The following is an 11,268-nucleotide window of genomic DNA, read 5'->3' as shown; positions in this document are numbered from 1 at the left end:
GCGCCTCGGGCAAGTCCAGCCTCACATCCTGCTCCCGACAAACCATCCGCTCACTTTCCACAAGCGCCAAAAAGACCGGTTACGCAAAGCTCTCCCTCGGGGGAGAAGGTGGCAGCGCGTAGCGCTGACGGATGAGGGAAGAGCCTCAACCCAAAACAAGAAAAAGGGCCGCTGGCGCGACCCTTCCCTCATCCGTCTGCTTCGCAGACACCTTCTCCCCCGAGGGGAGAAGGGAAGACACATCGCAGTTGTTCATTCGCCACATTCGCAGGCACAATGGCATTGCGTCGCGGAGCGTGAACCAGGAGACCGAAGCCTTGACCATGATGGCCGACGTCGCCGCCGAGATCGCCCCCGAAGTCCCGTTCAGGAGCCGGCGCTCCTCGCTCGCCGTGCTGACCTCGCTGCTGCGCAACCCACTCGAGGCGATACCGCCGGAGGCGTTCTCGGAGAAGCTCGTGCTCTCGCGCGTCGCCGGGCGGGACAGCCTCTATATCTGCGATCCCGCGCTGATCCAGGAGGCACTGCTGCGCAATGCCGACGCGCTCAGTAAGGGCGACACCATGCGCCGGGTGCTCGGCCCCGCGCTCGGCCAGGGCCTGCTGACGGCCGATGCCGCACATTGGCGCTGGCAGCGGCGCGCGGTCGCGGCGGGCTTCCAGCATGACAGCCTGACCGGCTTCCTGCCGGCGATGATCGCGGCCGCCGAGGCGACACGCGACGGCTGGCTCGACAAGGCGGGCCCGCTCGATATCGGCCATGAGATGATGCGCACCACCTTCGCCATCATCGTCGAGACGATGCTTTCGGGCAGTGGCGATTTCGACGCCGGCAAGGTCGAAGGCGCCATTACCGACTATCTCGAACCCAGCAACTTCATGTTCGCCTACAGCCTGCTCCGCACGCCGGAATGGCTGCCTTATCCGGGCCGCAGGCGCGCCTTCACCTCCGTCGCCTATCTGCGCGAAACGCTCGGCGCGATGGTCGCCAAGCGGCGCGCCAGCGGTGAGCACCGCAACGACCTCGTCGATATGCTGCTCGCCAGCGCCGACCCCGAATCCGACCGCGCGATGAGCGATGCCGAGATCGTCGACAACCTCCTGACCTTCGTCACCGCCGGCCATGAGACGACCGCGCTCGGCCTCGCCTGGACCTTCCATCTCCTGACCCAGAACCGTGCGGTCGAGGATGCCGTTCTGGCGGAGATCGAGGCGGTGACGGGCGGCGGCGCGCTGCAGCCGGAGCATGTCATGGCGCTGCCGCTGACCAGGGCCGTTTTCCAGGAGGCGATGCGGCTCTACCCGCCCGTGCCGGCCATCACCCGGCAGGTCGAGGAACCTTTCCAGCTGGGCGGCGTCGCGCTGAAGCAAGGCATGGTGCTTTATGTGCCGATCCAAGCGGTGCACCGGCATGAGCGGCTCTGGGACCAGCCCGATCTTTTCGACCCCGCCCGCTTCCTGGGCGAGGCTGCGCGCCAGCGGCATCGCTATGCCTATCTGCCCTTCGGGGCCGGCCCGCGCATCTGCATCGGCAGCGCCTTTGCCACCATGGAGGCGGTCGCGATCCTGGCCGTGCTGCTGCGCGCGATCAGGCTGGAGCCGCTGACGCAGGAGCCGCCCGTGCCGACCTTGAAGATCACCTTGCGGCCGAAACGGCCTTTGCTGATGGCCGCGACGGCTCGCTGAGAGACCGTTTGGAAACTTCAGCCCTCATCCTGAGGAAACGCGCAGCGGCGTCTCGAAGGATGCTCCAGGAGGCTCTTGAACCATCTGGAGCATCCTTCGAGATGCCATTCCTCGCGGAATGGCTCCTCAGGATGAGGGCTGAGGAATATCTCAAACGGGGGCTGAGACTCAGGCAACCGCGTGGACGCTGGTGAAGCGCTTTGAGGCGAGCCAGGTCAGCACGACGAAGACGACCAGCACCACGCCCTGCGCGATGGCGAAGGGCGGCTCGCCCTGCGTCGGCGCGAGCGCACGCAGCGCCGGCACCTTGAGGAAAGCCTGTGCGACGGCGACGAAGACGAGCAGGTAAAGCGCCAGCATCGCGGTGATCGCATAGATCCGCCGCCAGCCATCGGCGAGACCGCGACCGTAAAGCGAAAAACCCGCCACGATCAGCAGCACGAGCGAGATCGCCCCGACGATATGGGAGGGCAGCACGCCGGTGAAGGGAAAGCCGTAGCCGGTCGCGCTCGTGGCGAAGGCGGTGGCGAGATAGACGCCGGTCCAGCGCGGAACGGTGTGACCCTTGAGCAGGCCGATCGCGACGGGAATGCCCGCCAGGATGGCGATGATGCTGAGCCAGGTGTGAAAGCCTACGAAACTGGTTGGATCGAACATTGGAAGCCCCCGCCTCAGTCATTGGAGCCACCGGCTCCACCATGGTCACGATGCAGGAAGCGCGCCGCAGATGCGAGTGGTTTTAAACAGGGCCCCTCCCTTCTCCCCTAGCGGGCGAAGGGAAGCGACCCTACTCCGTCAGGCTCACGCGCACGCTCGGCGCTTCCTCCGCGGTCGCGCGCTGCAGCGTCGCCTTGGCCTCGTCGACCTGGCGCTGGCGGTTCCAGAGCGCCGCATAGACGCCATCGGCCGCGAGCAGTTGCGGATGGCTGCCGCGCTCGACGATCAGGCCCTTGTCGAGCACGATGATCTCGTCGGCATTGATCACGGTCGAGAGCCGGTGCGCGATGACGAGCGTGGTGCGGCCCTCGCTGACCCGGTCGAGCGCATCCTGGATCTCCTTCTCGGTGAAGGAATCCAGCGCCGAGGTCGCCTCGTCCAGAACCAGCACGGGCGGGCCCTTGAGGATGGTGCGGGCAATCGCGACGCGCTGCTTCTCGCCGCCCGAGAGCTTCAGGCCGCGCTCGCCGACCGAGGTGGCATAGCCCTCCGGCAGGGATTTGATGAAGCGGTCGATCTGGGCGAGCCGCGCCGCCTCCTCGACCTCGGCCTCGCTCGCATCGGGCCGGCCATAGCGGATGTTGTATTCGATCGTATCGTTGAACAGCACCGTATCCTGCGGAACCATGCCGATGGCGGCGCGCAAGCTGACCTGCTGGACGTCCGCGATCGGCTGCCCGTCGATCAGGATACGGCCGGAATTCGGCTCGTAGAAGCGGAACAGCAGGCGCGAGATCGTCGACTTGCCGGCGCCCGAAGGCCCGACGATCGCGATGGTCTTGCCCGGCGGCACGGTGAAGGAGATGCCCTTCAGGATCGGCCGCTCCGGGATATAGGCGAAATGAACGTCCTCGAAGCGGACCTCGCCGGCATCGACCCGCAGCGGCGGCGAACCCGGCTTGTCCTGGATCTCGGGATCCTTGCCGATCAGCGAGAACATCTGCTCGATGTCGAGCGTCGCCTGCTTGATCTCGCGATAGACCGTGCCCATGAAGTTCAGCGGCTGGTAGAGCTGGATCAGCATGGCGTTGATCAGCACGAAATCGCCGACGGTCAGCGTGCCCGCGCGGAAGCCCTGCACCGCCATCACCATCGAGAGCGTCAGCCCGGCGGCGAAGATCGCAGCCTGGCCGAAATTGAGCCAGGCGAGCGAGGTGTAGGCCTTGATCGAATTGCGCTCATAGCGCGCCATGGAGAGGTCGTAGCGCGCCGTCTCGCGAGCTTCGGCGCCGAAATACTTCACCGTCTCGTAGTTCAGCAGCGAGTCGATCGCCTTGGAATTGGCGTCGGTATCGGACTCGTTCATCTGCGAGCGGATGGCGATGCGCCACTCCGTCGCCTTGATGGTGTAGGTCATGTAGGTCGTGACCATCACGACCAGCACGACGACATAGACCCAGTTGAAGATCGTCAGCAGCACCGCGATGATCAGCACGAGCTCGATCACCACCGGCACGAGCTGGTTGAGGCCGAGCCGGACCATCTCCTCGATGCCGTTGCGGCCGCGCTCCAGCACGCGGGTCAGGCCGCCGGTCTTGCGCTCCAAATGGAAGCGCAGCGAGAGATAATGCAGATGGCCGAAGGTCTGCAGCGCCAGCGTGCGCACCGCATGCATGAAGACCGGTGCGAACAGCGCATCGCGCAATTGGATGAAGGCGGCCGAGCCGACGCGCGCCAGCCCATAGATCACCGTCAGCGCCAGGGGCGCGCCGACGAGCCAGGGCAGCCAACGCTCCAGGCTGGTTGGCGTATTGGCGAGCGCGTCCGTCGTCCATTTGAAGGCGAAGGGCACGCCCATCAGCACGATGCGCCCCGCGACCAGCAGAGCGAAGGCGAGCACGACGCGCTTGCGCAGGTCGGCGCGGTCGGCCGGCCAGAGATAGGGCCAGAGCGCGCGGAAGGTCGCGACGAAGCCGGAGCCGGGCTGGAGCACGGCCGAGCGGGCGAAACTCGGCGGCGGGTTGGACGCGGCTGGCGCAGACATCTTGAAACGATTCCAGTTGGCCGGGTGATATAGGCGCATTCGCGCGCCAATGCATGCCCATGTCACGCAAGGCACCGATTGCGCCGGCTTGCTGCCTTGTTCTCGTCCCAAGCCCGGTGTCAGATATCGGCCAAGAATGCCTAAATTCTGCCAATGGGGACGAAACAATGATGAAGTTCCAACGCGTTATCGCCACCGCCGCTGCCGGCCTCTGCGCCGGGCTGATGCTCGCGGCCACTCCTGCCGCGGCCCAGAAGGCCAAACCGCCAGCGCAGATCAAGATCACCAATATGCGGGCATCGCCCCTGACGACCTTCGAGATCGCCACCACCGGCGACCAGTCGCGCCTCGTCGGCAAGCTCGCCAAACCGCTGGAGCCGGGCAAGAGCACCGCGATCAAGCTCAATAAGCCCTTGGGCTGCAATTACTACGTGCTCGCCCGCTTCGGCGACGATGCCGAGAGCGACGGTGAGAGCATGGATCTGTGCAAGGACAGGGTCATCCGCCTGACCGAGTGAGGGCGCTTCCTCCTCCCCATCAAAGTCGGCTGTTGCCGACTTTGACACTTAGATTGCCCATCGAGACATCTTCTCCCCCGAGGGGAGAAGGAAAAGATCAAGCCGTCGCGCCCTCGCGCATCAGCTTGTAGGTGATCGAGTCCACCAGCGCCTGGAACGAGGCGTCGATGATGTTGGCGCTGACGCCGACCGTGGTCCAGCGTGCGCCGGTCTCGTCGGCCGATTCGATCAGCACCCGGGTGACAGCATCTGTGCCGCCCTGGAAGACCCGGACCTTGTAGTCGACGAGGCGCAGGCCCTCGATCAATGACTGATAGCGGCCGAGATCCTTGCGCAGCGCCAGGTCGAGCGCGTTGACCGGGCCGAGCGCGCTCTCGGCGACCGAGATCAGCACCTCCTCGCCGACCTTCACCTTCACGATCGCCTCGGAGAAGGTGACGAGCTCGCCCAACGCATTATGGCGGCGCTCGACATTGGCGGTGAAGCGCTCGATCTCGAAATAGGCCGGCAATTCGCCCATGATGCGTTTGGCCAGCAGGAAGAAGGAGGCGTCGGCGCCCTCGAACGCGTAACCTTGCGCCTCCTTCTCCTTGACCTCGTCGAGCACCCGGCCGAGGCGCGGATCGTCACGGCCGAGCGTCACGCCGATGCGCTCGAGCTCGGCGACGAGGTTTGACTTCCCGCCCTGGTCCGAAATCAGGACCTTGCGCAGATTGCCGGTCGCCTCGGGCGGGACATGCTCATAGGTGCGCGGATCCTTCAGCACGGCCGAGGCATGGATGCCGGCCTTGGTGGTGAAGGCGGATGCTCCGACGAAGGGCGCGTGGCGGTTGGGCGCCCGGTTCAGCATCTCATCGAGCGCGCGCGAGACATGGGTGAGCTCGCCGAGCTGCGCCGCGTCGACGCCGATGGCGAAGCGCTCGCGATAGCGCTCCTTCAGCTTCAGCGCGCCGATCAGCGTCACCAGATTGGCATTGCCGCAGCGCTCGCCGAGCCCGTTCAGCGTGCCCTGGATCTGGCGCGCACCGGCCTCGACCGCCGCCAGCGAATTGGCCACCGCGCAGCCGCAATCATCATGGGCGTGGATGCCGAGATGGTCGCCGGGAATGGTTTTTGCGACCGCGGCGACGATCGCCCCGATCTCGTCGGGCAGCGTGCCGCCATTGGTGTCGCAGAGCACGACCCAGCGCGCCCCGGCCTCATAGGCCGCGCGGGCGCAGGAGAGCGCATAATCGGGGTTGGCCTTGTAGCCGTCGAAGAAGTGCTCGCAATCGAGCATCACCTCGCGGCCGGCAGCCCTGGCGGCTTCGACGCTCTCTCGAATACCGATGAGGTTGTCTTCGAGCGGGATCTCGAGCGCGACATGGACATGATAGTCCCAGGCCTTGGCCACGAAGACGATGGCGTCGGCCTTGGCTTCCAATAGCGCTGCGATGCCGGGATCATTGGCGGCAGAGCGGCCGGCGCGCTTGGTCATGCCGAAGGCGGCGAATTTGGCCTGCGTCGTCGGTTTTTGCGCGAAGAACGCCGTGTCCAGCGGATTGGCGCCGGGATAGCCGCCCTCGACATAGTCGATGCCGAGCCTGTCTAGCATGGCGGCGACGCTGCGCTTGTCATCGAGCGAGAAATCGACGCCGGTCGTCTGCGCACCGTCGCGCAAGGTGGTGTCGAAGAGATGGATGCGAGCCGGAACAAGCGCCGCGTCCTTCCCTTCTCCCCTGGCGGGAGAAGGTGGCCGCGCAGCGGCCGGATGAGGGGGCGCCGTGACGTTTCCGGGTTGCGGCTTTGCGGGCGCCACGTGGTGATCGTCGCGCGCCCCCTCACCCCAACCCTCTCCCGCCAGGGGAGAGGGGGTAGGTTGGCGGTTCATCGCTTGATCCTCATGCGATAGCGCAGCACGCGCGGCATCACCATGGCGAGCATGACGAGCTTCATGGCGACGGATAAAGCGCCGGCGGGGCGGATTTTCGGTGTGTCGGCGCGGTTCATCGTTTCACGTCCCATGTTGTCGTCGGCTCGCCGGTGGCGGGGTCCTTGCCGTCCTTGAGCTGGATGCCTTGCGCTAGAAGCGCGTCGCGGATGCGGTCGGATTCGGCGAAATTCTTGGCGCGGCGGGCTTCGAGGCGAGCAGCGATCTGCATCTCGACGGCGGCACGAAGCGTTGCACTCTCCAGCGAGTTGCTCTGGGAACGCAGGCCGATGCCGAGCAGTGACAGTCCACCGCGCAGCCGGGACAGCTCGCCTGCTTTGCGAAGCGCATGAAGCTCGGCCAGCGCCTTGGCGATGTTCAGATCATCAGCCAACGCATCCAGGAACGCCTGCGAAGGCGATCCGACCTCCACATCGCCGGCGACATCCGACCATTCGGCAAGTGTCTTCTCCGCCTCCTCCAGCGCCTTCACCGTCCAGTCGATCGGCTGGCGGTAATGCGTCTTCAGCATGGCAAGGCGCAGCACTTCGCCGGGCCATTTTCGCCCGCCAAAGACCTCGGTCTCCAGCAATTCGTTGATGGTGACGAAGTTGCCGAGCGATTTCGACATCTTCTCGCCCTCGACCTGCAGGAAGCCGTTATGCATCCAGATATTGGCCATGCGCCCTGCCCCGTCGACGCCGCCAAAGGCGCAGCAGGACTGGGCGATCTCGTTCTCGTGATGCGGGAAGACGAGATCGATGCCGCCGCCATGGATGTCGAAGACGTTCTTGGCCGGGTCGTCGCAAGACAGGCCCCCGCCGAAGGGCGCGAGCAGTTTTGCCATCGACATCGCCGAGCATTCGATATGCCAGCCGGGGCGGCCGGGCGTCTTGATCCCTGCAGGCGAGGACCAGCCCGGATCGACACCCTCGCGGCTCGGCTTCCATAGCACGAAATCCATCGGATCTCTTTTGTACGGAGCGACGTCCACGCGTGCCCCGGCGATCATCTCGTCGAGCGGCCGGCGCGCCAGCGAACCGTATTTCGGCGCGGCCTTGAGATGCGCGACGGCAGGCACATGGAACAGCACATGCTCTTCCGCGACATAGGCGACGCCGCGCGCGATGAGGCGCTCGATGATCGCCTTCATCTCCTCGATATGGTCGGTGGCGCGCGGCTCGGCATCGGGCGGCAGGTTGCCGAGCGCGCCGATATCGGCATGAAACTGCGCGGTCGTCGCTTGCGTGACCCCAGCGATCGCCTGGTTCAGCGGCAGGCCGGGATAGTCCCGGGCCGCCCGCGCGTTGATCTTGTCGTCGACGTCGGTGAGGTTGCGGGCATAGGTGACATGGTCGGCGCCATAGAGATGCCGCAGCAGCCGGTAGAGCACGTCGAAGACGATGACCGGGCGGGCATTGCCGATATGGGCATAGTCATAGACCGTCGGGCCGCAGACATACATGCGCACGTTCTGGGGATCGATCGGAGCGAAATCCTCCTTCGTCCGCGTCAGCGTGTTGTAGAGCCTCAAGGTCGGCGACATCGGAAAGTGTCCTGGCGAAACGGCGGAAGGCATGGAGACGAGCATATCCTGGCCGCTGGCCGGGGCGCTGTCTGTCTTTCCGTTTCAGGACGAGGACGTGAGCAGCCGGCCAGCGAAAGCTAGCGGCAAATAATGCAAATCGGGTTGGCGGCTCGCGTCATGAAAAACTGATTGCCTGCATGCGAGCTTTGCGTCAAGAGGGCGGCCCACTTGTTGCGCCGCACCATGGCTCGCGCGAGTTCATCCAAATTTAACCTGTTGGAACCATCCTCACGATTTGAGGGTTGAGCGCCCGACCGGGTCACGAGGAATATCTGAAATGCGCCGCGCCATCGCTCTTGTCGGCCTCTTCGGAATCATCGGCGCAGGTCTGTCCCTGTCGGTCCTGCCCTCGACCAAGACCGTCGCAGCGGCCAGCGACCAGCGCACCTTCCTGATCCCGGCCAGCGACGGCTACGGCGTCGCCGACTGCATCTCGTCCAAATCCGAATGCGGCAAGATCGTCGCCAATGCCTGGTGCGAGGCCAAGGGCTTCAAGATGGCGACCAGCTTCGGCCTCGCCGATCGCGAGGATTTCACCGGCACGCTCGCCAAGGCGACCGTGACGGCCGAACCCGAGCAGCCGCTGGTCATCGTCTGCGGCTGAGTGAGCCGGATGGCGCGGCAATAGTTCCGCATGCCCTTGCCTCAGCGCGCAATCTGCGATCCTCTCCGACAATAATTGCTCGGAGGCCCGCATGAGACTTCTGAACGCACGACCTCCGATTGCTGTACTGCTGCTCGTGGCGCTATGCGGTTCCGCACTCGCTTTCGAAGGCCAGTATGCGGGCAAGCGGGGAACGCTCGTCATCAAGCAGCGTACGGGCGGAACCTTCGAAGTCGTCGTCGATGCGACCGTCCCCGGATGCATCGCCGAACTGACGGCCACGGGCCGTGTCAACAATGATGTGCTGGTCGCAACAAAAAACCAATTCGGCTCGTCGTGCCGCGTGACCTTGCGAAAGCAGGGCAACGCGATCGCTCTCAGCCAGGGCCCCGGCTGCTCGGCATTCCATGGCGCGAGCTGCGAGTTCGCCGGCACCTATCCGCCGAAGCGCTAGAGCCATTTCCGATCCGATTGTGTCGTTCAACAGCTCCTGCTCTTTGCTTTAACGCGTTGTCTTCCTCCGAACCGGAGTCCACTTCGCTCGAAAACGCTCCAGGAGCGCCGGCAGCCCATCGCCCTCACTTCACCCATTCCGCACATTTCGGCGCATCGCCATTCGCGCCCCAGGGCATGATCGGTACGGTCGAGGTCGAATTCTGCGGGGAGCCGTCGATCAGCTTGTCGGTATAGACCATGTAAATCAATACGTTGCGCTTGGCGTCGCAGCCGCGCACGATCTGCATCTTCTTCCAGATCAGCGAGCGGCGCTCGCGGAAGACGACATCGCCCTGCTCGGACTTGTCCTTGAACTTGATCGGGCCGATCTGCCGGCAGGCGAGCGAGATGTCCGAGACCTGCTCGGCGACGCCGAACATGCCGGCGACGCCGCCCTTCTCGGGCACGGTATAGTGGCAGGCCACGCCCTCGACGACCGGATCATCGACGCCGTAGACGGCGAGCTTGTCGTCAGGCGTCAGCATCTTCCAGACCGTGGATTTCCTAAAAATCAGATCTTCCTGGGCCTGGGCCGGCGAAAACGCGGAGCCGGCAAGAGCGAACGCCGCCAAAGCGACCAGGACGTGACGACGAAACCGCATTCTCTCTCTCCCGACGCTTTTCCGCATGGCGGCGGTCAGGATATGGGATATCGCGCCCTGCCGCACCAGAGCCGGATCGATGCGAAAAACCGGTTGCTCCAAGATGGTGACGGCGCAGCCGAGATCGCGCCGTGCGAGAACCGCGAGATGACCATGACGGCACAGCCAGAGTTGAAGACCGCGCGGCTGGCCCTGCGGCCGCGCCGGCTCGCCGATCTCGACGCCATCGCCACGATGAACGCCGATCCCGAGGTGATGCGCTACATTGCGCCACTCGGCGATCCGGCGATGGGCCGGGACGGCATCGCGGCGCGCAGCTTCACCCATCTCGCACGCGGGCTCGGCTACTGGTCGGTCTTTCCCGCGACGGAGACACATGACGTCATCGATGCGGAGCTCATCGGCTATGTCGGGCTCATTCCCGATGGCGAGGCGCAGCAGCAGGTCCAACTCAGCTACCGCTTCGCGACGCGCCACTGGGGCCAGGGCCATGGCTTCGAGGCCGTTTCCCGGCTGCTGCGCCACGGCTTCGAGACGCTGGCCCTGCCGGAGATCGTCATCGTCACGCATCCGCAGAATGCGGCATCGCTGCGGCTGGCGGAAAAACTCGGCTTCGAGCCGGCACTGAGGCAGGCCGAGACGCTGATCGGCGCACCGCCCGTCGTCGCAACCCGCCTGCGCCTGGAGCGCCCCCGCTAGATTGCGATGACTTAAGTCGGAACTACCGCCCTCATTCTGGTGACAATCATCAAACTCTAAGGGCGCTATTGGCCAATGCCGTAGCTCTTCAGCGTTGCCGTGCGCTGCGCGATGACCTCAGCGCGGCAGGCCGGGAAGTGCAGGACCTGCCCTTCCCGGCCGAAATCGCCATTGTCGTAGAACCTGCAGGATTTCTCCTTGAAGGCGTTCCAGGCGCGCTGCTCCTCGAGCAGGTCCTTCTTCGTGTTCGGCTCGCCCGCATCGTAGAGCTGCTTCCAGGCCGCGTTGAGTTTGGCGTCCTCGCGCGCGACCCATGCGCCGCCGCAGGCGCCCCAAGCCGGATTGGTGCCGTCCGAAGCATCGATACAGCGCTTATAGGCCTCGTCGGCGGCGGCCGGAGCGGCGAAGGCGAGGATGACGCCAAGGGCCGGCAGGAGACGCGACAAGAGACGCGACAAGACTTGCAT

The 11,268-nt window shown here is 65.0% G+C and carries 12 protein-coding genes; 5 read left to right on the top strand and 7 right to left on the bottom strand.

Annotation, left to right across the window (positions count from 1 at the left end; translation table 11 throughout):
• Positions 1–323: 323 nt before the first annotated feature.
• On the top strand, positions 324–1,685 hold the full coding sequence (locus J2Y55_RS29205) for a cytochrome P450 (RefSeq protein WP_310160318.1): 1,362 nt from the start codon (positions 324–326) through the stop codon (positions 1,683–1,685).
• A 168-nt stretch (positions 1,686–1,853) separates the two neighbouring features.
• Here the strand turns inward: J2Y55_RS29205 and J2Y55_RS29200 are convergent, their stop codons facing one another.
• Together J2Y55_RS29200 and J2Y55_RS29195 are read right to left on the bottom strand one after the other, a co-directional pair.
• Positions 1,854–2,342 carry a hypothetical protein gene (locus tag J2Y55_RS29200; RefSeq protein ID WP_310160311.1) on the bottom strand — a complete coding sequence of 163 codons (489 nt, stop codon included), beginning with the start codon at positions 2,340–2,342 and terminating at the stop codon, positions 1,854–1,856.
• Positions 2,343–2,472: 130 nt separating this feature from the next.
• Positions 2,473–4,425 (bottom strand): ABCB family ABC transporter ATP-binding protein/permease, encoded by a 1,953-nt coding sequence (locus tag J2Y55_RS29195; RefSeq protein WP_404979067.1) that lies wholly within the window; start codon positions 4,423–4,425, stop codon positions 2,473–2,475.
• A gap of 131 nt (positions 4,426–4,556) precedes the next feature.
• Between J2Y55_RS29195 and J2Y55_RS29190 the strand changes: the two genes are divergently transcribed.
• The gene (locus tag J2Y55_RS29190) at positions 4,557–4,904 is read left to right on the top strand and encodes a hypothetical protein (RefSeq protein WP_310160307.1); all 348 of its coding nucleotides are present in this window, start codon (positions 4,557–4,559) and stop codon (positions 4,902–4,904) included.
• A 97-nt stretch (positions 4,905–5,001) separates the two neighbouring features.
• On the opposite strand, the gene cimA is transcribed toward J2Y55_RS29190, so the two are convergent.
• The 3 genes from cimA to cysS are packed head-to-tail and all read right to left on the bottom strand — an operon-like array spanning position 5,002 to position 8,359.
• The gene (gene cimA / locus J2Y55_RS29185; protein ID WP_310160304.1) at positions 5,002–6,774 is read right to left on the bottom strand and encodes a citramalate synthase; all 1,773 of its coding nucleotides are present in this window, start codon (positions 6,772–6,774) and stop codon (positions 5,002–5,004) included.
• On the bottom strand, positions 6,771–6,893 hold the full coding sequence (locus tag J2Y55_RS29180) for a hypothetical protein (RefSeq protein ID WP_310160302.1): 123 nt from the start codon (positions 6,891–6,893) through the stop codon (positions 6,771–6,773). The genes cimA and J2Y55_RS29180 overlap by 4 nt, the downstream gene beginning before the upstream one ends.
• Positions 6,890–8,359 (bottom strand): cysteine--tRNA ligase, encoded by a 1,470-nt coding sequence (gene cysS / locus J2Y55_RS29175; RefSeq protein WP_310160299.1) that lies wholly within the window; start codon positions 8,357–8,359, stop codon positions 6,890–6,892. Before cysS ends, J2Y55_RS29180 begins: the two co-directional genes overlap by 4 nt.
• Before the next feature lie 319 nt (positions 8,360–8,678).
• Here cysS and J2Y55_RS29170 point away from each other — a divergent pair, with 319 nt between their 5' ends.
• On the top strand, positions 8,679–9,005 hold the full coding sequence (locus tag J2Y55_RS29170; protein WP_092175893.1) for a hypothetical protein: 327 nt from the start codon (positions 8,679–8,681) through the stop codon (positions 9,003–9,005).
• A gap of 91 nt (positions 9,006–9,096) precedes the next feature.
• A complete protein-coding gene (locus J2Y55_RS29165) occupies positions 9,097–9,459 on the top strand; it encodes a hypothetical protein (RefSeq protein ID WP_310160295.1) in 363 nt (120 codons plus the stop codon).
• A 124-nt stretch (positions 9,460–9,583) separates the two neighbouring features.
• Here J2Y55_RS29165 and J2Y55_RS29160 read toward each other — a convergent pair whose 3' ends face one another.
• On the bottom strand, positions 9,584–10,102 hold the full coding sequence (locus J2Y55_RS29160) for a CreA family protein (RefSeq protein WP_310160293.1): 519 nt from the start codon (positions 10,100–10,102) through the stop codon (positions 9,584–9,586).
• Positions 10,103–10,255: 153 nt separating this feature from the next.
• On the opposite strand from J2Y55_RS29160, the gene J2Y55_RS29155 reads away from it, so the two are divergent.
• Entirely contained in the window at positions 10,256–10,801 is a 546-nt protein-coding gene (locus J2Y55_RS29155; RefSeq protein ID WP_310160291.1) for a GNAT family N-acetyltransferase, read from the top strand.
• Between the two features lie 65 nt (positions 10,802–10,866).
• Here J2Y55_RS29155 and J2Y55_RS29150 read toward each other — a convergent pair whose 3' ends face one another.
• Positions 10,867–11,268 (bottom strand): lysozyme inhibitor LprI family protein, encoded by a 402-nt coding sequence (locus J2Y55_RS29150; protein ID WP_310160289.1) that lies wholly within the window; start codon positions 11,266–11,268, stop codon positions 10,867–10,869.

Origin of the sequence: Allobosea sp. BE125, from assembly GCF_031456075.1 — a bacterium.
GTDB lineage: Bacteria > Pseudomonadota > Alphaproteobacteria > Rhizobiales > Beijerinckiaceae > Allobosea.
This window is presented reverse-complemented; position numbering and strand designations above follow the sequence as displayed.

Excerpts from the sequence above, each read along its gene's own strand:
- J2Y55_RS29150 (WP_310160289.1), bottom strand. The coding sequence starts at position 11,268 with ATGCAAGTCTTGTCGCGTCTCTTGTCGCGTCTCCTGCCGGCCCTTGGC.
- J2Y55_RS29165 (WP_310160295.1), top strand. The coding sequence starts at position 9,097 with ATGAGACTTCTGAACGCACGACCTCCGATTGCTGTACTGCTGCTCGTG.
- J2Y55_RS29195 (WP_404979067.1), bottom strand. The coding sequence starts at position 4,425 with ATGCGCCTATATCACCCGGCCAACTGGAATCGTTTCAAGATGTCTGCG.
- J2Y55_RS29160 (WP_310160293.1), bottom strand. The coding sequence starts at position 10,102 with ATGCGGTTTCGTCGTCACGTCCTGGTCGCTTTGGCGGCGTTCGCTCTT.
- J2Y55_RS29200 (WP_310160311.1), bottom strand. The coding sequence starts at position 2,342 with ATGTTCGATCCAACCAGTTTCGTAGGCTTTCACACCTGGCTCAGCATC.
- cysS (WP_310160299.1), bottom strand. The coding sequence starts at position 8,359 with ATGTCGCCGACCTTGAGGCTCTACAACACGCTGACGCGGACGAAGGAG.
- J2Y55_RS29170 (WP_092175893.1), top strand. The coding sequence starts at position 8,679 with ATGCGCCGCGCCATCGCTCTTGTCGGCCTCTTCGGAATCATCGGCGCA.
- J2Y55_RS29155 (WP_310160291.1), top strand. The coding sequence starts at position 10,256 with ATGACGGCACAGCCAGAGTTGAAGACCGCGCGGCTGGCCCTGCGGCCG.
- J2Y55_RS29180 (WP_310160302.1), bottom strand. The coding sequence starts at position 6,893 with ATGAACCGCGCCGACACACCGAAAATCCGCCCCGCCGGCGCTTTATCC.
- J2Y55_RS29190 (WP_310160307.1), top strand. The coding sequence starts at position 4,557 with ATGAAGTTCCAACGCGTTATCGCCACCGCCGCTGCCGGCCTCTGCGCC.
- J2Y55_RS29205 (WP_310160318.1), top strand. The coding sequence starts at position 324 with ATGATGGCCGACGTCGCCGCCGAGATCGCCCCCGAAGTCCCGTTCAGG.
- cimA (WP_310160304.1), bottom strand. The coding sequence starts at position 6,774 with ATGAACCGCCAACCTACCCCCTCTCCCCTGGCGGGAGAGGGTTGGGGT.